Below are 22,473 nucleotides of genomic sequence, written 5' to 3' on the forward strand. Positions count from 1 at the left end.
ACGAAAAAAGAGAATGATTGCCATAACTAATAACTAGAAAAATTAAAATATATTTCGGAACTTTGTAAGACTAAAAAACATGTATGCCAGCAGTATCAAAAAAAGGATTGTCGATGCCAGAATCGCCAATTAGAAAACTAGTCCCCTACGCTGAAAAAGCGTACAAAGAAAACAAAACTGTTTTTCACCTCAACATAGGTCAACCAGATATTAAATCGCCACAAATCGCTATGGAAGCGGTAGCGTCTCACCATTTAGAGATTTTAGCCTATACTAGATCTGAAGGTAGTGAAGCATATAGAACTAAAATTGCCGCATACTATAAGCAAAACAACATCGATGTTACTGCAGACGAGATAATTGTAACCACGGGTGGCAGTGAGGCCCTACTCTTTGCAATGGGAAGCATCGCAGATGTAGAAGACGAAATTATAATCCCAGAACCATTTTACGCCAATTACAATGGTTTTGCTACAGCCTCTGGCGTTCAGATTGTACCCGTAATTTCAAAAATTGAAGATAATTTTGCCCTTCCTCCTATTGAAGAATTTGAAAAACTTATCACTTCAAAAACCAAAGCGATCTTAATTTGCAATCCTGGTAACCCTACAGGGTATCTTTATAGCAAAGAAGAAATTCAGAAATTAGCGAAAATTGTAAAAGAACACGATCTATTCTTGGTTGCAGACGAGGTGTATAGAGAGTTTACGTACGACGGCGCAAAACATTATTCTATTTTAGAAAATTTTGGCCTTGAAGAACACGCGATCATTATAGATTCTGTTTCAAAGCGATACAGCATGTGTGGAGCTCGCATAGGCTGTCTTGTTTCAAAAAATAAAGATGTGATGAAGACTGCCCTTAAATTTGCACAGGCACGATTAAGCCCGCCTACATTTGCACAGATTGCTAGTGAAGCGGCATTACAGACACCACAAAGTTACTTTGACGATGTGATTGTAGAATATAAAGAACGACGCGATACCTTGGTGAGACATCTAGAAGAAATTCCGGGAGTTAAAGTGGGGCATCCTAAAGGTGCTTTTTACTGTATCGCACAGCTGCCTATTAAAAATTCTGACGATTTTGCACAATGGCTTTTAGAATCATTTGATGTAAATGGTGCGACCATTATGGTAGCTCCCGCAGCCGGATTTTACTCGAGCCCAGGCGTAGGTAAGAACCAGATTCGCATTGCTTATGTCCTCAACTCAGAAAGTCTAATTAAAGCAGTACACATACTTAAGGAAGCCCTCAAAGTTTATAAAGACTAGATGCACGCAGCCCACAATGTTTCGTTAAAACCATATAATACATTTAGCATTGACGTTGCTGCGGAAACGTTCTACCATATCACCACAGAAGAAGACTTAATAACAATATTAGCTGCACAAAAAGATCAAGAACTATTCATTCTGGGTGGCGGAAGCAATATGCTGCTCACAAAAGACATAGAGCAACCCGTTTTACATCTTGATTTAAAAGGTATTTATATTATTTCTGAAACCGAAAAAGATGTCACTCTTAAAGTCTCAGCTGGAGAAAACTGGCACGACTTTGTGATTTACTGCATAAACAATAACTATGGTGGCTTAGAAAACATGGCACTCATTCCTGGGAATGTGGGTACTGCACCTATTCAAAACATAGGCGCTTATGGCGTCGAGTTAAAAGACTCTTTTTACAGCTGCACAGCAACCCATATCCAAACGCAAGAAACACGCACTTTTAGTAAAGTAGCATGTGAGTTTGGGTACCGTAATAGTATTTTTAAAAATCAATTAAAAGGGCAATACATTATCACTTCGGTATCCTTTTGTCTCACTAAGAAAGATCACGTATTAAGAACCGAATATGGTGCCATTAAACAAGAACTAGAAACCAATAAAATTGACAATCCTTCTATTAAGGATATTTCCGAAGCAGTTATTGCGATACGTCAGTCAAAATTGCCGGACCCAAAAGAACTGGGCAACAGCGGTAGTTTTTTCAAGAATCCAGTGGTTGATTTGGCCATTTTTACAACGTTTCAAAAGAACTACCCTCAAGCACCTTTTTATAAGATCTCAGACTTAGAACATAAGATTCCAGCAGGATGGCTTATTGAACAAGCAGGGTTTAAAGGGAAACGATATGGGGACGCGGGTGTACATAAAAACCAAGCGCTCGTTTTAGTGAACTACGGAAATGCCACAGGAAAAGAAATCTGGGCTTTAGCTATGAAAATACAGCAAGCAGTTCTTGATAAATTTGGGATTACAATCGAAGCCGAAGTAAACGTATTTTAAATATCTAATGGTGACTTTACCACATGAATAATCCCATTTGAAGCGACGATATCACTTTTCCCTATTTCTGCTTTATCGCCTTTTAAATTTTTAAGAAAGATGATGTTTCCTAATTTGTAAGCAACTAACGTGGTTCCACCTAAGGTTTTCATAGAATAGCTACCTCCATTAGTTCTTATTTTTTTGGTAAGCGCAACCGTTGTTATTTTTCCCTTTACCATGTATTTTTTAAGCAGGTCTTCAATCACCATTCTATCACCCAAGTAATCGATCTCTTCCAGCGCTTCGTCTGAAGGAGCAAAAATAGTAAATGGTCCTTTATCTGTTGTAAGCTGATCCAAAATAGGGGAAGATTCTATTTCTGCAAACAGCAAGGTGAGGTCGTCAGAAGATCGTATTCGGGAAGCCAGATTATATGGCAATACAATAGGGGGCTCTGGCTTAACATTTTTTGAATCCTGTGCACCTATCACTTGTGCATTTTGCTTTGATGGCCTTTCATCACAAGAAGAAAAACCTATCACCATAACGATTACTAAAAGACTCCAATTGTATCTCATTTATTAACTTTTTATCTCTTTAAAAGTAGTCCTTTTGCCCACATATCACAAAGAAACTTTGTATTTTTGTAATATAAATTTATCGCTTAACACGCCTAGATTATGGAACTATTCATCATTACTATTATTTTACTATTACTAGCAGTAGCAGGAATCGCCATCAAGATATGGGCAAAAAAAGACGGTAAATTTGCCGGTACTTGCGCGAGCCAATCTCCATTTTTAAATAAAGATGGCAATGCTTGTGGGTTTTGCGGCAAAACACCAGATCAATTTGATTCTTGTTCTGAAGAAAAACACGCCTAATACTTTATAGAGCGTCCACCTTATGGTTTTTATCTACATATTTGCCGGCATCATCCTAGTTAATTTACTTTATTATATCTTATTTTCGAAGATAGCTTTCTACAGGACTATTTCTGAAGTAAAGGAAACTAACACCCCTGTTTCAATTCTTGTTTGTGCTAAAAACGAGTCTGAAAATCTGCAAAAAATTATACCTCTATTACTCGAACAACAATACCCTGATTTTGAAATCATTTTAATTAATGACTGTTCCACTGACGACTCCCTTGAGGTACTGGAATCTTTTGAAAAACAAGATACCCGTATTAAGATTGTAGACGTCGTTCCTAACGAAGCCTTCTGGGCTAATAAGAAATACGCACTCACTCTAGGAATAAAGAAAGCCTCACACAAGCGTATGTTGTTTATAGATGCAGATTGCTGGCCAAATAGTCCCTATTGGGTTGCCACGATGAGCGGGAAATTCAGCACAGAAAAGCAATTGGTTTTAGGATATGGGGGTTATCAAAAGAAGAAAGGAATACTCAATAAACTTATTAGGTATGAAACGCTAGCCACTGCTATTCAATATATGTCATATGCAAAAGCAGGTATGCCTTATATGGGTGTTGGCAGAAACTTAGGCTATACGAATGATTTATATTATTCTGTAAACGGTTTTATTTCTCATATTAAAATCCCTTCTGGTGATGACGATCTTTTTGTAAACGAAGCTGCATCAAAAGTAAACACTGAAGTTTGTCTGGAGAAAGTAGGATTTACCATTTCTAAACCAAAAACTTCTTTTTCTAAATGGGCACAACAGAAAAGACGACATATTACTACCGCACATTTATATAAAGAAAAACATCAATTTTTATTGAGTAGCTTTTTTATTTTTAACCTTCTTTTCTGGATTTTCTTGGCACTCAGCTATATCTTTTGCCCTTGGATGATGGTCACGGCGCTTGTCGTTTTAAGATTAGGGGTGCAATGGGTAATATACGCCAGCTCGGCTGCAATCCTAAATGAGAAAGATTTGAAATATTTTATTCCATTTCTAGATTTGTTCTTGATTCTGTTCCAATTAAGTATCTTTATCAGCAATACGACTTCTAAACCAGCCCGTTGGAAATAAAGAAAGACATTCTTAAAATTCAAATTTCCGAAGCAACTGGGGGCAAACAAAGCGCTTACAAATTTTTACTTGACAACTACTGGAATCAAGTTTTTGGATTCTTACTGAAACGTGTGAACGACGAATATGAGGCTGAAGAAATTGCCATTGAAACCTTCTCTAAAGCCTTTGACAAAGTAGCTACATACGATGGAAATTATGCGTTTGCCACTTGGCTTACTACGATTGCAAAAAATATCCAAATAGATAGATTTAGAAAGAAAAAAACCTCACCACTAAATAGCACATCAGAAGTAAGTGAAGAGCTTCTTAAAAAAATTACTGACGGCTCTTTAAACGCTGAAGATCAATTAATAAAAGAGCAGAATCTTAAAGAACTCTTAGGATATATAAAAATGCTCAAACCACATTACCAAGAAGTAATTAATCTCTTTTATTTTCAAGAACTAAGTTACCAGGAGATAAGCGTCACTATTGGACAGCCACTTGGCAATGTAAAAGTTAGACTCCTTAGAGCTCGTAAATTACTGGCAGAAATAATTACTAGGGCAAATTAAAATGAGCATTTTACTCAAAAAATTAGGGCCAGGTTTTTTATTTGCGGGAGCGGCTATTGGTGTATCGCATCTTGTGCAATCTACAAGAGCTGGAGCAGATTTTGGCTTTGGTTTATTATGGGCGCTCGTGCTAATAAATCTTATAAAATATCCCTTTTTTCAGTTTGGAACAAGCTATGCCGCAGCCACTGGAGAAAGCATGCTCGAGGGATATCATAAAATGGGTAAAGGCGTTTTGATCGCATATTTCATTTTGACATTTGCCACTATGTTTACAATACAAACAGCAGTAACAATTGTAACTGCTGGCATTGCCGCTTCTCTTTTTGGCTGGGGCGCCATTACCTTATGGACCGCAGTGATCACTGCCATTTGTTTTTGCATTCTTATCTTAGGGAAGTATAAATTTCTAGACGGACTAATTAAAGGCATCGTAATCTGTCTCACTATCAGCACCATTATTGCAGTAGCTCTTATAGTAAAGGATGTAGACAGCATCTCTTTACAACAAACGCTGCCATCAGATGTTATTTCTATTGGGTTTTTAATAGCCTTTATGGGCTGGATGCCAGCACCGCTTGACATATCCATCTGGCAATCCATCTGGACCATAGAAAAACAAAAAATACAACCAGATCTAACACCCAAACAAGTACTATTTGATTTTAATGTTGGCTATGTAATGACTTGTATTCTTGCTCTTGGCTTCTTAGCCTTAGGAGCTTTAGTAATGTTTGACAGCGGTGAAAGCTTCTCAAATAAAGGCGGTGTTTTTGCCAACCAATTGATTAATATATATGTACTCAGTCTAGGTGATTGGGCAAAAATTATTATTGGAATTGCAGCACTCACCACTATGTTTAGCACAACCTTAACCACACTAGATGCTTCTCCCAGAGTAATGCATAAAACTTCGGAAATACTAAGCAGTACAAAAATGCGCCACGGATATCTCCTCTGGCTAGTAATCCTGGCGATAGGAACACTTTTTATTTTTAAATTTTTACTTTCTGAAATGGGATCTTTGATAAAAATTGCCACTATCCTGTCATTTCTAACCGCTCCTTTTTATGCGATTATTAATTTAAAATTGATGACAAGCCAATGGGTTCCTGCCATATTTAGACCTTCTAGAACGATGCGCATCTATGCAGGCACTAGTATTGGATTACTCTTTGCTTTGAGTATATGGTATTTGAGTACACTACTTTAACCCTTGTCTGTAATTTAATATGTGTCACTAGCGTCCAAGTTGTGTAATTTCAGAAGTAGAAATTGTATCTTTGTAAATAGATGGAAACACAAACCCCCACCCTTAATAGACCTGCTCCTAAGCCTAAATGGCTGCGTGTAAAACTACCTACTGGTAAAAAATACACCTCGCTCCGTAACTTAGTAGACAAGTACGACCTTCATACAATTTGCACCTCTGGAAGCTGCCCTAATATGGGAGAATGCTGGACAGAAGGGACTGCAACTTTTATGATTTTAGGTAATATTTGCACACGATCCTGCGGATTTTGTGGCGTAAAAACAGGACGTCCAGAAACTGTAGATTGGGACGAACCAGAAAAAGTAGCGCGTTCTATAAAATTAATGGAAATTAAGCATGCCGTGATTACCTCTGTAGATCGTGATGATCTAAAGGATATGGGTTCTATTATCTGGGCAGAAACGGTAAAAGCGATTCGTCGTTTTAATCCAGAAACTACCTTAGAAACTTTAATTCCAGATTTTCAAGGCAACACTAGAATTATAGACCGTATTATCGAAGTAGCACCAGAAGTGGTCTCTCATAATATGGAAACAGTAAAAAGATTGACCCGAGAAGTGCGAATTCAAGCAAAATATGAACGCAGCTTAGAAGTTCTTAATTATTTAAAGAAGCAAGGTATTAAGCGCACCAAAAGCGGAATCATGCTTGGTCTAGGCGAAAGAGAAGATGAAGTATTGCAAACGATGCAAGATTTAAGAGATGTAAAACTAGACATTATTACCATTGGACAGTATCTACAACCTTCTAAAAAGCATCTTCCTGTAAAAGAATTTATTACGCCAGAGCAGTTTAAGAAATATGAAGAAATAGGTTTAGAAATGGGCTTTAGACATGTAGAGAGTGGTCCACTTGTGCGTTCTTCATATAAAGCACAGAAACATCTTACCTAAGCCCTAGTGAATGAACAAACAAGTTACAGTTGGGATTAACGGTTTTGGAAGAATAGGCCGCAATCTCTTTAGATTATTATTACAACATCCAGATATTAAAGTGGTAAATGTTAATGATATCGCACCGATAGCGACACTTGCGCACCTTTTAAAGTATGACAGCATACACGGCGTTCTTTCTTGTGAAATGTCAATTAATAAAAATACACTCTCCATTAACAGTCAAGAAGTTAGTTTTTCTCAAGAACTAGCTATTGAGAAACTCTCCTGGAAAGACGTAGATATCGTAATTGAATGTACAGGTAAATTCAAGCATCGAGAACAACTACAACAGCATATAGATAATGGAGCGGGCAAGGTAATTTTAGGGGTACCACCGGCAGACGACTCTATTAAAATGGTTGTGATAGGTGTGAATGAAGCACAAATTTTAGAAGAAGACCTCATTGTATCAAATGCCTCTTGTACCACAAACAATGCAGCACCTATGCTCAAAGTCATCAACGAACTTTGCGGTATTGAGCAAGCCTACATCACAACTATTCATAGCTACACCACAGACCAAAGTCTTCACGACCAGCCGCATCGCGATTTACGACGTGCCAGAGCAGCAGGCCAATCTATTGTCCCCACCACTACAGGAGCGGCAAAAGCACTGACTAAAATTTTTCCCGAGCTGGCAGATGCCATAGGAGGTTGCGGTATACGTGTCCCTATTCCTAACGGCTCCTTGACAGATATTACGCTCAACGTAAAAAACGAGGTATCTATCGAGGCGGTAAATGAGGCTTTTAAACATGCCGCGGACCACCAGCTAAAAGGAATTCTAGAATACACAGAGGACCCCATCGTTTCCATTGACATAAAAGGAAATCAACACTCGTGTATATTTGACTCCGGAATGACTTCTGTCATTGGTAAAATGGTCAAAATAATAGGATGGTACGACAACGAAATTGGTTATTCCTCAAGAATTATTGATTTAATCTATATTTTATCGAGTAAATAATTACATTTACCGCCAAAATGCAACCTACGCCTATTGAATTTCGCTAAGAAATATCATCTATTATTGCCCATCCTAGTGTTGTTTTCTGTTTTTTCACTGCAAGCGCAGCAAGAAAAAGTAGCGGACAGTAATTTAGTGCGGATACTTGAATTAAAAAATTCTGCAAAGATAGCTACCATAAACCAGAAATTTGACAACGCATTAGTAGACTTAAACAAAGCCTATAGGTTTGCGCTTACAACAAATATCGATTCGATTAGGTACAATCTTAAATTACAAATCGCCGAACTTCATTATTATATTCACAACTTTGATAAAGCAAACACAGAAGCAGATCTCGCTTTAGTGATGCTTCCAGAAATGGCAGACCCTATTCTTTTCGCATCTGTATATACGCTCAAAGGATTAATCGCCACTCAACTAATTGATTTCACCACTGCAGAAGATTACTTCACAAAAGCAGATAAGATTTATATAGATGTAAATAATGAAAACAAACGTGCAGATGTACTTTTGGGTCTTGGAATTTTAGAATTAAAAAGAAATGAAAACAGTAAGGCTATTAACTATTTTGATGCTGTCTTACCAGTTTTTAAAAAAACCAACCGAGACCATCAGACAGTTATAACCTTGCTTGGCAAAGCAGAAGCTTTACTAGCAATAGACGCTCAGAATTCTGACAACCTCGCCTCTGCAGAGGATCAATACAACAAAGCTTTTGAGCTCATTGACACTAAAACGCATAGCTCGCTAAAGCTGCAGAGTTATCAAACAGCTGCTAAAATTGCTATGGCCAAAGGAGATTCAGGTACCGCAATACGTCTTTTTAAAAAATACACCAAAGCGAGAGACTCTAACTTTCAGCAGTACATTATTGCTATTTCTAGCAGTGTGGATGAAGAAGCAAATGTTGCTGATTTAAAAGAGAAACTTGCCTTACTAGAAACCGAAAAGAAAAAAGATGACCAATCTTTAAACTTTATTAAGTACACCACTGGTTTAAGTATTGCCCTGATCGTTATTCTGTCCTTGCTTACGCTTTCATTATACAAAAACAACAATCTAAGAGCCAAAGCAAACAATCTACTTCTTGATAAAAATACAGAATTACAATTGTCCAAAGAAAAGGCTGAACAGGCGTCTTTAGCTAAAGCACAATTTTTATCTACCGTGACACACGAGTTAAGAACACCGCTATATGCAGTAACTGGACTCACCCATTTATTGTTAGAAGAAGACCCAAAACCAGACCAAAAAGAACATTTAAACTCTTTGAAATTTTCAGGGGAGTATCTACTGTCATTAATTAACAACATATTAGATCTCAATAAACTTGAAGCAAACAAAGTAGAAATTGAGCAAACTACTTTTGACTTAAAGCGCAGAATAAACGATGTTTTAATTGCGCTCAAAAAATCTGCAGAAGACAAAAAGAACAATCTTACATTAGAGTTTGACCCTTCAGTTCCTGAAAAACTAGTAGGAGATCCTGTAAAATTATCTCAAGTATTAATCAACCTTATAGGAAATAGTTTAAAATTTACTCAAAACGGTTTTGTTGCAGTTAGAGTGAATAAAGTTGAAGACAAAGGCAATAGGATCATGCTTCATTTTGAGATAGAAGATGATGGGGTAGGTATTTCAAAAAAGAAACAGAAAACAATCTTTGAGTCCTTCTCACAAGCATCATTGCAAGTGAATAGGAAATTTGGCGGTACCGGATTGGGATTGTCAATAGTAAAAAATATTTTAGAACTAATGAACAGCAAAATCCAGCTGGAAAGCCAGCTAGGAAAAGGATCAAAATTCTGGTTTAATATTTCTTTTGATAAGGTTGAGAGTATAGAAAATCGTGCGGTTAACAATATCCCAGCAGTAGTAATAGACTTTGACTTATTTGAAGACAAACATATTCTTGTTGTCGAGGATAACAAGATAAACCAGATGATTACCCGTAAGATTCTGGAAAAGAATAAGATTATTTGCCAAGTGGCAGACAATGGCCTTGACGCTATAAAATTAATAGAAACCAACAACTTTGATTTGGTGTTGATGGATATCCATATGCCTGGTATTAGTGGAATTGAAGCAACCAAAAAGGTGCGTAAATTTAAACCTGATCTTCCTATAATTGCCTTAACAGCAGTTACTATTGATGAAAATCTGGACGAATTTTACAAAGCTGGATTTAACGATATAATCCCTAAGCCGTTTAAGACCGAAGTATTTTTTGAGAAAATCTATAACATCCTACTTAAAAACCAAACCGTTTTATAGAACGCATCTTATTCTGCTCTCTTGAAATTCTCTACTACTTCCCTAATTCTTTCATCAAAGATAGGTGACCTATTATTTAAAAATTGTGTTTTGATAGGAAGATAAAAAAGCGCAAACTTTCCGAGTCTTGGCTGCAAGCGCATAAAGTCTTTTTCTGTAGTGATCAGCAACTCTTCTTTTTTGAATTCTGAAATTTCAGCATCTGAGAACTCGTGATGATCTGGATAATTCTTGTGAGTAAAGTTGAATTTCTTCTCTTTTAAAAATTGAACCAAAGGAGCTGGTTTTGCGATACCTGTTACCAAAGTAAACTTTTTTTGTTTCAGATAATCCAGCGGCAATGTTTCAAAAGAACCTATTAAGTTAGCTTCGTAACCTATTGTTGTGAAAAATATTTTTTGATGCACTTGTAATTTAAGATCATATTCTATTTGCTGCAATGTAGCATAAGGAACCCGCGGCGGGCATTTTGTGACTACAATCATACCTGCACGTGCTGCCCCTTTTTTTGACTCTCTCAAGTTTCCTGTTGGCAAAAGATAGTCCGCGCTAAAAAGCGAACCAAATGCCGATAAGATGATATTAAAAGTCGGTTTAACTTTACGATGTTGAAAACCATCATCCATCAAAATAACATCGGCTTTAAATTTTAATTTTTCTATGGCGGTTCTTCTATCTTCACAAACTACAACCCTTACATTGGGATAATTTTTTTTAATCTGCAATGGCTCATCTCCGACTTCTTTAGATGTCGAGCTAACTTCAACTTCTATATATCCTTTGGTTTTTCTTCCGTATCCTCGACTTAAAACGACCACGTCATTTGTGGATGATAATAATGAGACCAAGTATGCAATCATTGGTGATTTTCCGGTACCGCCAACAGACAAGTTGCCTACACAAATTACCGGAACGGGATACGAAGTACTCTTAAAATAGCCTTTATCATAAAAATAATTACGCAGTCGCGTAACCAGATCATACAATACGGCAAAAGGAAATAAAACTATTCTAAAAATCTGCATCAGACGAAAGTACTAAAATAAATTACCCCGGGACTAGCCCCACGAGGTATTAATCCCAATACCTCTCAAGACTCAAAAATAAAACCTGAAATCCGCAACCAGTGAGGCAAATCTCGAAAGCATTTAAAAATAGTAATCAGCACCAAGCTAGAGATAGCCTTATAAGACTAGCAAGAATTCTATTTTCTCCATTACCTTCATTTGTGAAACGTCATATAATCAATAAATATTTCTGCAAAAAGCACCTTTCTGCTATCTTTACGCAAAACAGACGAATGAAAATTTCTGAAATTATAAGTGAATTAGAAGTATTAGCGCCAAGAGCCTATGCGGAAGGTTTTGACAACACAGGGCTTTTAATAGGAGATGCTACTACCGAAGTTTCCGGGATACTAGTGACGCTGGACTCCTTAGAATCTGTGGTTGATGAAGCTATTGAAACTAATTGTAATCTCATTGTTAGTTTTCATCCAATAGTTTTTTCTGGACTGAAAAAGATTACTGGTAAGAATTATGTTGAGCGCGTTGTTCTTAAAGCGATTAAGAATGATATTGCTATTTATGCCATACATACCGCGCTAGATAATAGTTTTAATGGTGTAAACGCTGGCATCTGTGATCGTCTTAAACTTACGAACCGGAAAATCTTAATCCCTCAAAAAGGGACAATCAAAAAACTAATTACCTATGCACCCCTAAGTGAAGCAGAAGCTTTGAGACAGGTATTGTTTGAGGCAGGAGCAGGGAGTATTGGCAATTATAAAGAATGTAGTTTTAGCTTAGAGGGCACAGGAACTTATAAAGGAAATGAAGATTCAAATCCCGTAGTAGGCAAGAAGCACGAGTTAACCACCGCAGAAGAAACTCAAATTAATGTAACATTTCCGAAGCACTTAGAAAGTGCCGTTATCAAAGCATTACACGCATCGCATTCTTACGAAGAAGTGGCATATGAGGTGTTAAACTTAGAAAACACGAACCAACATATTGGGATGGGAATGGTAGGAACCTTAGAGACCCCAATGGAGGAAGCTGCATTTTTAACATTTCTAAAAAAACAAATGAATGCGCAAGTAGTGCGGCATTCAAAGTTTAGAAACAAAACAATAAAAACGGTCGCAGTTTTAGGAGGCAGCGGGGCTTTTGCGATTGATGCTGCTAAAGGCTCTGGAGCAGATGTTTTTATCACTGCAGATCTTAAATATCACGACTTCTACAAAGCTGAAAATGAGCTATTGATGGCAGATATAGGGCACTATGAAAGTGAGCAATTCACAAAAGAACTTTTACATACGTTTCTTAGCAAAAAAAGTAGTAATTTTGCACCTGCTCTGCCCCAAGGTAGGGTGGTTTTATCTAAAATAAACACAAATCCCATTAGCTATTTTTAATTTATGGCAGCAAAGAAAGAAATTACGGTTGAAGAAAAATTAAGAGCGTTGTATGACTTGCAGCTTATCGATTCTCGCATTGACGAGATCCGTAACGTGCGTGGAGAGCTTCCTTTAGAGGTAGATGATCTTGCAGACGAAGTAGAAGGAATGAAGACGCGTCTGGAAAAACTTCAGAATGGTCTCATCGTAAGCGAAGATGATATCAAGGGAAAGAAACAGTTGATAGAAGAAGCTAAAGAGCTCATCAAAAAATACACGAAGCAACAAGACAATGTGCGCAACAATCGTGAATTTAACTCATTGACTAAAGAAGTAGAATTTCAAGAATTAGAAATTCAACTTGCAGACAAGCATATAAAAGAGTTTAAAGCACAGATTGAGCAGAAAACCGTTGTAATCGAAGAGACTAAGCAGCAACTCGTTAAAAGAGAAGAGCACTTAACACATAAGCAAAAAGAGCTTGATGAGATCTTAGGCGAAACGGAGAAAGAAGAAGCTACGCTTGTAAAAGAGTCTGAGAAGTACGAAAAACAAATTGAAGAGCGTCTTGTAAAAGCATACAAACGTATCCGCACAAATGTGAAAAACGGCCTCGCTGTTGTTGCAGTGGAACGTGGAGCATCTGGTGGATCTTTCTTTACAATCCCACCACAAGTAATTATGGAGATTGGTTCTCGTAAAAAAATTATTACAGATGAGCATAGTGGACGTGTCTTGGTTGATGCAGCCCTAGCTTTTGAAGAACAAGAGAAAATGAATAAAGTATTTAATAAAATTAAATAATTTATTTTACACTTATATATAAACGCCACTTAGCAGAAATGTTAAGTGGCGTTTTTTTTGCATTATTGATTCACAGTAATATTTATGACGGAAATTATTACATTAAATAAATCTCGTTGATAGATATACTAAAAATAATCTTATAATTCATAGCCGGATTATTACCCGGAAATACTAGAGTAACCGTTATTCTAGATATTTTAATTATTTTGACCGGAATAATAGTTTTGATTTTTTTCCTGTTGGCGCCAATCAATAACTATTAATCGCACTGGCTTCAAACGAGCGTTAGTGTAAACGCACATTAACGGTTGTAGAACAATCTAATCCAAAGTGTCCGAAATATACGACAACTAATTATTTTGAGTTCAAACCATCCAAAAAACCGACAACTTCAATAAAACTTAATTATAACAAAGTCTTCACATAATGTGAAGGCATATTTCATAACTTTGATTATCTAAGTCAGACCAGTATCCTGCGACCAAAAAATAAAAATTAATAGTATGAAAAAATATATTGTTTTAACTACATTCTCTTTATTACTAACTTTGAGTGGCTCTTGCCAATCTAAAAGTAATGAACTAAATGAAAGCGCGGCGGCCATTGCTCAGAAAGAAGTTCCAGTAAAAGTAGCTTCCGTTAATGGACTAGAAAAAGCCTATTTCGCTAGTGGATGCTTCTGGTGTGTAGAGGCCGTATACGAAAGTGTAAAAGGTGTTAAAGAGTCTATCTCTGGCTACAGTGGTGGTCATACAGAAAATCCAACTTACGAATCTAGTAACACAGGTAGAACAGGTCACGCAGAAGCCGTAGAGATTATTTATGACCCAAAGGTGGTAAGTTTCAGCGACCTTGTAGCTGTTTATTTTGGCTCACAAAGGGTCACTCAAGTAAATGGTCAAGGCCCGGATAACGGATCTCAGTATCGCTCCATTATTTTTTATCAGGATGATGCGCAGAAAAAGATTATTGATGATAAAATCATGTTGTTGGAGAAGGATCTTGGCGCTGGAAAGGTAGCTGCTCAAGTGATGCCTTTTCAAAAATTCTGGGAAGGCGAAGGCTATCACCAAGATTATGAAAAACTACACCCAAGTCAATCATACATTAGAAATGTATCTGTTCCTAGATTAAATAAGTTTAAGGCCAAATTTTCGCAGCTTTTAAAAGAAGACGGAGCTCATTAAGCTAAAGCTATAAGAACTCAAGTCGCTAGATGCAATTATCTAGCGACTTTTTTTGTGGCCTTGATTTCAAAAAGCAAAGGATACAACTTGTCTTTCAATTCATACAATCCTTCCTTGTTTTTCTGCAGATCAGGAAACACATCATAAGGCGAAGCGTCCATCTCGTGAAATGAATCGATAGTCAAACCAGCGTCTATGAGTGATTGAATCACCTCACTCAAGCTGTGATTCCATCCATATTCTTTGCTCATTATCGCTGCGTTTTCATCTGCATAAGTACCTTTATATTCTTCATATATAGCTTCTTCTTGATGGTAGGGATATTTCATCACTGGTGTACCAGAGGTATGGTCAAACATCCAAGCAATAGGATGAAACTCTACGATATAAAAAGTACCACGATCCTTTAAAAGTTCGCTTATCATTTGTGCCCAAGGTTTTAAATCTGGCAACCAACCTATAGTGCCATAACTCGTAAAAACAATATCAAAGGTTTTTGAAATATGCTTCGACGTCTCTAAAACATTACAACAGACGAAGCTTGCATTTTGGGAAAGTTCGCTATTGAGTTCTTGCGCTAGAGCAATTGCTTTATCAGATAAGTCAACCCCTGTACAAGAGGCTCCCATCCTACTCCAACTCAAAGTATCTTGTCCAAAATGACATTGTAAATGCAGTAATGATTTGCCCGAAACATCCCCAAGTGCTGCTAGTTCATATTTGTTTAAACTGGAGGCACCCGCTTTGAAGGCTTCTAAAAAGTAGAAATCACTTTTCGCATGGGCATCTACTTTATGATTCCAGGTTTCTTTATTGGTTTTAAATTCTTTCTCAAAATTCATGAGTCACAGGCTGTGTTAATTAGTCGTTAAAGTTAATTATTGAATATATAAAAATTGTACTTTTATTTCATTGCTTGAACAAATCAATCTTAATTATTATGAAAAAAATATTTCTTTTAGTATTCTGCCTAGAGCTTTTAGCTACGTCGGCAACAAGTTGTAGAGAAAAATCTACTGTAGAACAAGTATCAGACAATGTAGAGGATGCATTAGATTAATCTAGCATCAATAAAACAAGAACACTCTTCACTGCAGCATAGTGAAGAGTGTTCTTGTTTACGGTTTTATTTATTATGATTTCCGTTGCAGTACGGCATATTTTCACTTTTCCCACACCTACAAAAAGAAGCTCTTGTTTCTTTTATTTCTTCTGTACCATCTTCGTGAGAGATTGTCATTTGTCCTAGCACGATCATAGGTCCGTTTTCTATTAAATTTACTTTTGTCATAAAAATTTATTTTTCATTCCTACGGAGGCGGGAATCTATGTGTTAATGATTATTTAAAGATAGTACAGGCTTACTGCAATTCTTTATTTTTGCTGAAATTTTTTACCATGAAAACATCCCTCCCTTTTATCATACTAGTTATTTCTATTGTTTCCTGTAATGACAGTACTAATAAAGACGCTAACATTTCCGAAGTCAATGAAACGGATAACGTATTAACAATCGCCCAAAGCATCGCGTTTAAAAGTGGTTTTAACAAGTTTGAACAGCTTGACCAAATAGACTTTACATTTAATGTAGACCGTGGCGAAAGTCATTTTGAGCGTTCTTGGCAATGGATGCCGAAAAAAAACGATGTAATTTATATTGTGGGAAAAGACACAATCTCTTATAATAGAATGTCTGTGGATAGCACTACTGCGCAATATGACAGTGCTTTTATCAATGATAAATACTGGTTATTAGCTCCTTTCAATCTTGTGTGGGATGAAGGCTCCACTTTTAGTAATGCCGTAAAAGCTAAAGCACCGCTTTCTGGTGACGAAGTAAATATGCTGACTATTACCTATGGTGAAGAAGGTGGTTACACACCAGGTGATGCCTATGATTTATACTACGGTGATGACTTTATGTTGCAAGAATGGGTATTTAGAAAAGGTAATGATTCAGTGCCTACGATGACGACAACATGGGAAGATTATAAGGATTACAATGGGGTAAAGATTGCTACGATGCACAATGATAGTCTAAACGACTTCAAACTTTATTTCACTGGGATTAAAGTAAACTAGCGCTTTAAAAAACGAATTACTTGCAGAGCACTCCCTTTCTCATCTTCTATAGACACAAAATATAGGCCTCGAGTCAGGGTACTTACATCTAGCTTCATACTCGCATCTTTATCAAAACTACCACCTACTCTCGATATTCTTCTGCCACTGGTATCATATACACTCACCATTAAAGCACTCGTCTGGTTGTAGAGAATAGTAAGCTCATTATCTACAGGGTTAGGAAAAACGGTTGGGTTCACTTGTGTCCCACCAGAAAAACAAAGGTCTGCAAACGCAAACGCTTGATTCCCTACTTTGATTCCTATTTTTCTTCCTGGAATATCATCTATAGCTGGGTGTATACCGCCCCAAATACGAGACAAACTCGTCTGATCACTTGCGTCTCTGTACGTTGCCCACTGTAGCTGCATATCTTCTGTTGGTCCAATTTCAAAAGCGAGAAAGGCATCTTTATTAATATCGAAAACACCCATACCTCCCGGGAAAAATTCACTTCCTGTAAATTGAGTTAACACTTCTGCCGCCGCTCTAGAAAAAGTAGAGTGCCCACTTACGTAGCCTGCAAAAGGAGGAGTCACAAAAGAGGCACGTTGATATGGAAACCATTCTTCTGCTAAGATCCAATCAACACCCGCACTGTCTGTTGTAGGTTCAATAATAAAATCTGGACCACGCCAAGTATATAACTTTATTTTATTTAAATTTTCTTGAAAGGCACCAACTAAGGTATCATCTATATCAACTATTTCTATATAACCTTCAATTAATGGAATCCCGTGTGGGTCATATCTCGGTAAAGAAGGATCTGTAGACTGCCCCTTAAAAGACATATATCTAATGGCGCTAATAGGCCTTATATAATCATAATAGCCTTTTACACCCCAAGCAGAAATAGCGCTGTCATGCATCGCTCCGCCTAAAACAAAATAAGATTTTACATCCCACTCTAGGTCTGAAAGCAATTCTCCTTCGCCTTTATATTTTTTAACAAGCGCTGGCTGATCACTCACATAATTTAAAATAGTAAACCAGTGTCCAGGTGGCGTTTCGCTCTCGGGTCCATCTGCCCAAAATTCTGCAAGAACTCTGGCATAATCACTCCTCTTTACTAGTTGCTCAACATAAGGCGTGTTTGTGATTGGATTCATACTCCTGCCTTGGCTAGGATCTCCCCCATCTATATAGTTGTAGAACGCTTTATACTCATCAAACGTCTCTGGCATTGCTGCGGTATTCCCTATGCTCCTTGGTGAGATATCTACAATCTGTTCATTTTCTGGACCCAAATGTGAACCCCAAACAGCAACCATGGCAAAGCCCCATTTATAAGGATCATCTATCCCTAAACCTTCTTGAATATAGGAAGGTGCCCCAGGATCATTATACACCCAATACGTATCTTCGTCTCTTTGTAAAACGGAGAGCTCATCATTTATTAAAGCAAAGGGTGTAACAAAACCCCATTCTGGACCCAAAAATTCTGGCGTGCCACCCGGTATAGAATTTCCGCTTTGATCTACAAAATTTTCTATCTTAAGTGGTTGCCATCTATTCGGAAATTCTAGCATATCATTTCCCGCAATATCTGTATTTAATTCTTCATTGACAGGCTCATAAAATTGATTTATATAGTCATTTTCCTCATTAGCCCCATCTTGCATTCCGTAAGCAATCATCTCTTGAGCCATATAATTCCCTAGTGCTGCAGCGTCACCTAGCTGGTAGTTTATACTAGCATTTACGGTGTCATAACCTTCTTGCTGCATAAGATCGTCCATACGATTAAAAATGGTTTCTACTCCTGGAGAATTGGCAAAACGATGCCTCATTAATCTATAAACCGCATAGCTCATTGTTTTTCTTCTTGATGCTTCTATACTTTCTGAAGGAGTAAACCCATCAAACTCACAAAAATAATTACCCAATTGTTTTCCTAAAAAAAAGGTCTGTGCTCCAGCATCAAAAACGGCCCAAGCGTCATACATTAAAACAGAGGAGTGATATAAATTACGCGCGTGTACTGTTGGTCTGGCAAAGTCATTTCTAATCCCAACAAGAACAGTTTCATTCCATTCTCGTGCAATAGATTGCGATTGTACTTCCGAAATACAAAAAATCCAACATAGAAATATAAAAAATATACGCATAAAAATTACTTGTAAGAATCCTAATACAAGGATACTAAAAAGTGTTCAAATCAGTAAACGGACTGCACAAAACTTTATCACAATCAAGTATTATAAATGGAGTGCGATACCATATTAATCATTATTTTTGAGGGAGTTCATTATTCAAACCAACAGATGTACACAAACTCTTTAGCATTTGCGCAACAATGTGACCGTGAGGACGCGTTAGCGCATTTCAGAAATAAATTTTTACACCCTTCAGACCAACACGGCAAGCAGCTCATTTATCTCTGCGGAAATTCTCTAGGCTTGCAACCTAGTGCCACAGCAAGTTACATTGAGAAGGAGCTCAAAGACTGGGCAAAATATGGTGTAGAAGGACACACAGATGCGAGCCACCCTTGGTTACCTTATCACGAGTTTCTTGCGAAAAACATGGCAGAAATTGTAGGCGCAAAACAGTCTGAGGTGGTCATCATGAATACCCTCACTACAAATCTACATTTGATGATGGTCTCATTTTATCAACCTACAAAGACCAAATATAAAATAGTAATTGAAAGCGACGCCTTCCCTAGTGATAAGTACGCGATGGAAAGCCAACTTAAATTTCACGGTGTGGACCCAAAAGAAGGTCTAATTTTATGGAAACCCCGAGAAGGTGAAGATCTATGCAGATATGAAGATCTCGAAAAAATAATGGAAGATCATGGTAACAAGATCGCCCTTTTAATGATAGGGAGCACAAATTATTATAGTGGTCAGCATTTCCCATTAAAAAAAATCACAGATTTAGGACATAGCTATGACTGCACGGTAGGATTTGACCTTGCACACGGTGCCGGAAATATCGCGCCAGATTTACATAATACAGGCGCAGATTTTGCTGTATGGTGTACCTATAAATATCTCAATAGTGGCCCAGGAAGTTTAGGCGGGTGTTTTGTACACGAACGTCACGAAAACAATGAGAAACTCAACCGTTTTGCAGGGTGGTGGGGTCATAATAAAGACACGCGATTTAATATGCGACAAGATTTTGACCCATTACCAGGAGCAGAAGGATGGCAATTAAGCAATCCTCCTATCTTATCAATGGCAGCTATTAGGGCAAGTCTAGATACCTTTGCAGAAGCAGGATTTAAAAACTTAAGAGCCAAATCTGAAAAACTTACAGGATTTTTAGAGTATTTACTAGATGAGTTAAACAACAATCAGATTCATATAATCACCCCTAGAAATAAAAAGGAGCGTGGCGCACAATTGAGTATTCAAGTAAAAAGTGCGGATAAAAACTTACATAAAAAATTAACCGAAGCCGGCGTAATTAGCGACTGGCGCGAACCAGACGTAATCCGTGTAGCTCCCGCCCCCTTGTATAATAACTATGAAGACGTATATGAATTTGTTCAACGTTTAAAAGCACTCCTCTAATTTATGGACACAGCTACGCTACTTATTTACATACACGCAGGTTTTGGAGGTATTGCTTTGCTTTTAGGAACCCTAGCTATTGTATTTAAAAAAGGGAGCGTTAGACATAAATTGACAGGTAAATTATTTTTTTACAGTATGATGATCTCTGCCGTAACAGCATTAGTAATTGCAATTTTGCCGGGGCATCAAAGTCCCTTTCTATTTTCGATTGGACTTTTTAGCATCTATTTTTTATTAATTGGGTATCGAGCACTTCGTTATAAACGAAAGATAGAACATGTGACCATAGAGATTGTAGGCAACATTATCATGCTTCTCATATCTTTATCAATGGTTTTATCACCATTGATTATTAATGGCACTATAAATTTTGTCTTATTAGTTTTCGGTATTTTCGGAATCCTAGCTTCGTTGAACACATTACGCCTTTTAATTAAAGTAAACACCTTAAAAAAGCACTGGCTACGCATGCACTTAGGAAATATGATGGGCGGTTATATTGCTGCAGCTTCGGCATTTGCGGTAGTGAATCAAATTTTACCTGGCATCTATAATTGGTTTTTCCCCGGCATTATTGGCGGATTTTACATCTATTTTTGGATGCGAAAAATAAGACTAGGACAAATAAAAAGCCCTAAAAACATATGACACAGAATCAAAAAATATTAATTATCGGTGCAGGACTCTGCGGAAGTCTCCTAGCTTTAAGAATGGGACAACGCGGTTTTCATGTAACCCTTGTTGAAAAGAGACCAGATTTACGTGATGCAAATTTAGATGCAGGACGGTCCATTAACTTATCATTAAGCGACAGAGGTCTTAAAGGACTGCGATTAGCTGGACTTGAAGAAGAAGCTAGAGAGTTATGCATCCCTATGTTGGGCAGAATGATTCACGATAAGGAAGGCAATACCTTTATGAGCAACTATAGTGGTCGCGACGGCGAATTTATTAATTCAATTTCTAGACCAGGCTTAAATATGATGCTTCTTAATGCTGCTGAAGCCATGCCAAACGTTCAAATCATTTTCGATAAAGGATGTAAAACTGTTGATCTTGAAAATGCTTCTGCCGTTTTTGAAGATTATACCACCAAGGAACGAATCGAACTAAAAGGGGATGTGATTCTAGGAACAGATGGCGCAGGATCTTTAGTTAGAAGAAGTATGTTTAATGACAGGAAGTTCTTGTTCAGTTTTTCACAGGAGTATCTAACGCACGGCTATAAAGAGATCACAATTCCAGCCACAGAAGATGGCGGCTATAGAACTGAAAAAGGAGCATTACACATCTGGCCGCGAGGCGAAGACATGTTAATTGCATTGCCCAACCTCGACGGCAGTTTTACCGTTACCTTATTTGCTCCCTATTCAAATAGCGATTACTGTTTTGACAATCTCACAACACCAGAAATGGTGACAGCATATTTCACGCAAGAATATCCAGATGCGGTTGCTTTAATGCCTAATCTTGTCAAAGAGTTTTTTGACAACCCAACAGGACCTTTGGGAACCATTAAATGTTCTCCTTGGAACAGCTACGGAAAAACCCTAATCTTGGGAGATGCTGCACATGCGATTGTTCCTTTTTATGGTCAAGGAATGAATGCCTCTTTTGAAGATGTCGTGGTATTTGATGAAGTGCTGGAAAAACAAGCAGAAGGTGAATTGGACTGGAAAAAAATATTTCAAGAATATGAGCAAGCCCGCAAATTAGATACAGATGCGATTGCAGATCTTGCCGTTGATAATTTTCACGAAATGAAGGAGCACACTGCAAGCCCACTATTTCAAGAGAAAAGGAAGATTGAGATGTTATTAGAAACTCAGTTTCCAACTGATTATTCAAGTAAATACTCTTTAGTTACGTTCTCAGAAAGTATTGGATATGCAGAAGCTTTAAAAAGGGGACGCGCACAAGACAAGGCTATTTTAAATTTATTATCTGACGGTAAAATAAGTACAGAAGATACCCCAGGCTCCTTGTTAAAAATCGTAAAAAGTGAAACACAAGCCATATTGCACGATGATGATGTAGTAGGGAGTTTATAGAAACAAGATCATTCGCTGCGCTCATTACAAGAACCAAGACAGTGTATGTAGTATTGGAATTAATAACACTCGTCGTGGTTCGTGATTCAAAAAATTGCG

21 protein-coding genes are annotated in these 22,473 nt (G+C 37.4%); 16 read left to right on the top strand and 5 right to left on the bottom strand.

Going from position 1 to position 22,473, the window contains the following annotated elements:
- The first annotated feature begins 83 nt into the window (after positions 1-83).
- Positions 84-1,274, top strand: coding sequence for a pyridoxal phosphate-dependent aminotransferase (locus ABXT71_RS01225; RefSeq protein WP_415371985.1), 1,191 nt, complete (start codon positions 84-86; stop codon positions 1,272-1,274).
- Positions 1,275-2,288 (top strand): UDP-N-acetylmuramate dehydrogenase, encoded by a 1,014-nt coding sequence (murB, locus tag ABXT71_RS01230; RefSeq protein ID WP_415371986.1) that lies wholly within the window; start codon positions 1,275-1,277, stop codon positions 2,286-2,288. It abuts the gene before it with no gap.
- Here murB and ABXT71_RS01235 read toward each other — a convergent pair.
- Positions 2,285-2,848: a fasciclin domain-containing protein gene (locus tag ABXT71_RS01235; protein WP_415371987.1), complete on the bottom strand. Its 564-nt coding sequence runs from the start codon at positions 2,846-2,848 to the stop codon at positions 2,285-2,287. The genes murB and ABXT71_RS01235 overlap by 4 nt on opposite strands.
- Before the next feature lie 102 nt (positions 2,849-2,950).
- On the opposite strand from ABXT71_RS01235, the gene ABXT71_RS01240 reads away from it, so the two are divergent.
- From ABXT71_RS01240 to ABXT71_RS01270, 7 genes are all read left to right on the top strand, one after another.
- Positions 2,951-3,154, top strand: a complete 204-nt coding sequence (locus ABXT71_RS01240; RefSeq protein WP_415371988.1) for a membrane or secreted protein — start codon at positions 2,951-2,953, stop codon at positions 3,152-3,154.
- 22 nt (positions 3,155-3,176) lie between these two features.
- Positions 3,177-4,271 (top strand): glycosyltransferase, encoded by a 1,095-nt coding sequence (locus tag ABXT71_RS01245; protein ID WP_415371989.1) that lies wholly within the window; start codon positions 3,177-3,179, stop codon positions 4,269-4,271.
- Positions 4,262-4,828 (top strand): RNA polymerase sigma factor, encoded by a 567-nt coding sequence (locus tag ABXT71_RS01250; protein ID WP_415371990.1) that lies wholly within the window; start codon positions 4,262-4,264, stop codon positions 4,826-4,828. The genes ABXT71_RS01245 and ABXT71_RS01250 overlap by 10 nt, the downstream gene beginning before the upstream one ends.
- A 1-nt stretch (position 4,829) precedes the next feature.
- Positions 4,830-6,041, top strand: a complete 1,212-nt coding sequence (locus tag ABXT71_RS01255) for an NRAMP family divalent metal transporter (RefSeq protein WP_415371991.1) — start codon at positions 4,830-4,832, stop codon at positions 6,039-6,041.
- Positions 6,042-6,121: 80 nt separating this feature from the next.
- Positions 6,122-6,994, top strand: a complete 873-nt coding sequence (gene lipA, locus ABXT71_RS01260; RefSeq protein WP_415371992.1) for a lipoyl synthase — start codon at positions 6,122-6,124, stop codon at positions 6,992-6,994.
- Between the two features lie 10 nt (positions 6,995-7,004).
- The gene (gap, locus tag ABXT71_RS01265) at positions 7,005-8,003 is read left to right on the top strand and encodes a type I glyceraldehyde-3-phosphate dehydrogenase (protein WP_415371993.1); all 999 of its coding nucleotides are present in this window, start codon (positions 7,005-7,007) and stop codon (positions 8,001-8,003) included.
- Between the two features lie 33 nt (positions 8,004-8,036).
- Entirely contained in the window at positions 8,037-10,280 is a 2,244-nt protein-coding gene (locus ABXT71_RS01270; protein WP_415371994.1) for a response regulator, read from the top strand.
- Positions 10,281-10,288: 8 nt separating this feature from the next.
- Here ABXT71_RS01270 and lpxK read toward each other — a convergent pair whose 3' ends face one another.
- Positions 10,289-11,305, bottom strand: a complete 1,017-nt coding sequence (gene lpxK / locus ABXT71_RS01275) for a tetraacyldisaccharide 4'-kinase (protein ID WP_415371995.1) — start codon at positions 11,303-11,305, stop codon at positions 10,289-10,291.
- Between the two features lie 275 nt (positions 11,306-11,580).
- Here lpxK and ABXT71_RS01280 point away from each other — a divergent pair, with 275 nt between their 5' ends.
- The 3 genes from ABXT71_RS01280 (at position 11,581) to msrA (ending at position 14,672) form a co-directional block, all read left to right on the top strand.
- Positions 11,581-12,696 (top strand): Nif3-like dinuclear metal center hexameric protein, encoded by a 1,116-nt coding sequence (locus tag ABXT71_RS01280; protein ID WP_415371996.1) that lies wholly within the window; start codon positions 11,581-11,583, stop codon positions 12,694-12,696.
- 3 nt (positions 12,697-12,699) lie between these two features.
- The gene (locus ABXT71_RS01285) at positions 12,700-13,482 is read left to right on the top strand and encodes a zinc ribbon domain-containing protein (RefSeq protein WP_415371997.1); all 783 of its coding nucleotides are present in this window, start codon (positions 12,700-12,702) and stop codon (positions 13,480-13,482) included.
- 506 nt (positions 13,483-13,988) lie between these two features.
- Entirely contained in the window at positions 13,989-14,672 is a 684-nt protein-coding gene (gene msrA, locus ABXT71_RS01290; protein WP_415371998.1) for a peptide-methionine (S)-S-oxide reductase MsrA, read from the top strand.
- Between the two features lie 35 nt (positions 14,673-14,707).
- Here msrA and ABXT71_RS01295 read toward each other — a convergent pair whose 3' ends face one another.
- The gene (locus ABXT71_RS01295; RefSeq protein WP_415371999.1) at positions 14,708-15,514 is read right to left on the bottom strand and encodes a class I SAM-dependent methyltransferase; all 807 of its coding nucleotides are present in this window, start codon (positions 15,512-15,514) and stop codon (positions 14,708-14,710) included.
- A gap of 284 nt (positions 15,515-15,798) precedes the next feature.
- Positions 15,799-15,963: a CDGSH iron-sulfur domain-containing protein gene (locus ABXT71_RS01300; protein ID WP_415372000.1), complete on the bottom strand. Its 165-nt coding sequence runs from the start codon at positions 15,961-15,963 to the stop codon at positions 15,799-15,801.
- A 107-nt stretch (positions 15,964-16,070) separates the two neighbouring features.
- On the opposite strand from ABXT71_RS01300, the gene ABXT71_RS01305 reads away from it, so the two are divergent.
- Positions 16,071-16,754, top strand: coding sequence for a hypothetical protein (locus tag ABXT71_RS01305; protein WP_415372001.1), 684 nt, complete (start codon positions 16,071-16,073; stop codon positions 16,752-16,754).
- Here the strand turns inward: ABXT71_RS01305 and ABXT71_RS01310 are convergent.
- Entirely contained in the window at positions 16,751-18,904 is a 2,154-nt protein-coding gene (locus ABXT71_RS01310; protein ID WP_415372002.1) for a T9SS type A sorting domain-containing protein, read from the bottom strand. The genes ABXT71_RS01305 and ABXT71_RS01310 overlap by 4 nt on opposite strands.
- Before the next feature lie 156 nt (positions 18,905-19,060).
- Between ABXT71_RS01310 and kynU the strand changes: the two genes are divergently transcribed.
- Genes kynU through ABXT71_RS01325 form a run of 3 tightly spaced genes read left to right on the top strand, consistent with a single transcriptional unit; the run spans position 19,061 to position 22,374 of the window.
- The gene (kynU, locus tag ABXT71_RS01315; RefSeq protein WP_415373046.1) at positions 19,061-20,320 is read left to right on the top strand and encodes a kynureninase; all 1,260 of its coding nucleotides are present in this window, start codon (positions 19,061-19,063) and stop codon (positions 20,318-20,320) included.
- 3 nt (positions 20,321-20,323) lie between these two features.
- Entirely contained in the window at positions 20,324-20,971 is a 648-nt protein-coding gene (locus ABXT71_RS01320) for a DUF2306 domain-containing protein (RefSeq protein WP_415372003.1), read from the top strand.
- Positions 20,968-22,374 (top strand): FAD-dependent oxidoreductase, encoded by a 1,407-nt coding sequence (locus tag ABXT71_RS01325; protein ID WP_415372004.1) that lies wholly within the window; start codon positions 20,968-20,970, stop codon positions 22,372-22,374. The genes ABXT71_RS01320 and ABXT71_RS01325 overlap by 4 nt, the downstream gene beginning before the upstream one ends.
- The last annotated feature ends 99 nt before the right edge of the window (positions 22,375-22,473 follow it).

The organism is Patiriisocius sp. Uisw_047, from assembly GCF_047730165.1.
Taxonomy (GTDB): domain Bacteria; phylum Bacteroidota; class Bacteroidia; order Flavobacteriales; family Flavobacteriaceae; genus Patiriisocius.

What these genes read in the sequence shown, in the direction of transcription:
- ABXT71_RS01225 (WP_415371985.1), top strand. Translation starts at nt 84, where the DNA reads ATGCCAGCAGTATCAAAAAAAGGATTGTCGATGCCAGAATCGCCAATT.
- murB (WP_415371986.1), top strand. Translation starts at nt 1,275, where the DNA reads ATGCACGCAGCCCACAATGTTTCGTTAAAACCATATAATACATTTAGC.
- ABXT71_RS01235 (WP_415371987.1), bottom strand. Translation starts at nt 2,848, where the DNA reads ATGAGATACAATTGGAGTCTTTTAGTAATCGTTATGGTGATAGGTTTT.
- ABXT71_RS01240 (WP_415371988.1), top strand. Translation starts at nt 2,951, where the DNA reads ATGGAACTATTCATCATTACTATTATTTTACTATTACTAGCAGTAGCA.
- ABXT71_RS01245 (WP_415371989.1), top strand. Translation starts at nt 3,177, where the DNA reads ATGGTTTTTATCTACATATTTGCCGGCATCATCCTAGTTAATTTACTT.
- ABXT71_RS01255 (WP_415371991.1), top strand. Translation starts at nt 4,830, where the DNA reads ATGAGCATTTTACTCAAAAAATTAGGGCCAGGTTTTTTATTTGCGGGA.
- lipA (WP_415371992.1), top strand. Translation starts at nt 6,122, where the DNA reads ATGGAAACACAAACCCCCACCCTTAATAGACCTGCTCCTAAGCCTAAA.
- gap (WP_415371993.1), top strand. Translation starts at nt 7,005, where the DNA reads ATGAACAAACAAGTTACAGTTGGGATTAACGGTTTTGGAAGAATAGGC.
- lpxK (WP_415371995.1), bottom strand. Translation starts at nt 11,305, where the DNA reads ATGCAGATTTTTAGAATAGTTTTATTTCCTTTTGCCGTATTGTATGAT.
- ABXT71_RS01280 (WP_415371996.1), top strand. Translation starts at nt 11,581, where the DNA reads ATGAAAATTTCTGAAATTATAAGTGAATTAGAAGTATTAGCGCCAAGA.
- ABXT71_RS01285 (WP_415371997.1), top strand. Translation starts at nt 12,700, where the DNA reads ATGGCAGCAAAGAAAGAAATTACGGTTGAAGAAAAATTAAGAGCGTTG.
- msrA (WP_415371998.1), top strand. Translation starts at nt 13,989, where the DNA reads ATGAAAAAATATATTGTTTTAACTACATTCTCTTTATTACTAACTTTG.
- ABXT71_RS01295 (WP_415371999.1), bottom strand. Translation starts at nt 15,514, where the DNA reads ATGAATTTTGAGAAAGAATTTAAAACCAATAAAGAAACCTGGAATCAT.
- ABXT71_RS01300 (WP_415372000.1), bottom strand. Translation starts at nt 15,963, where the DNA reads ATGACAAAAGTAAATTTAATAGAAAACGGACCTATGATCGTGCTAGGA.
- ABXT71_RS01305 (WP_415372001.1), top strand. Translation starts at nt 16,071, where the DNA reads ATGAAAACATCCCTCCCTTTTATCATACTAGTTATTTCTATTGTTTCC.
- ABXT71_RS01310 (WP_415372002.1), bottom strand. Translation starts at nt 18,904, where the DNA reads ATGCGTATATTTTTTATATTTCTATGTTGGATTTTTTGTATTTCGGAA.
- kynU (WP_415373046.1), top strand. Translation starts at nt 19,061, where the DNA reads ATGTACACAAACTCTTTAGCATTTGCGCAACAATGTGACCGTGAGGAC.
- ABXT71_RS01320 (WP_415372003.1), top strand. Translation starts at nt 20,324, where the DNA reads ATGGACACAGCTACGCTACTTATTTACATACACGCAGGTTTTGGAGGT.
- ABXT71_RS01325 (WP_415372004.1), top strand. Translation starts at nt 20,968, where the DNA reads ATGACACAGAATCAAAAAATATTAATTATCGGTGCAGGACTCTGCGGA.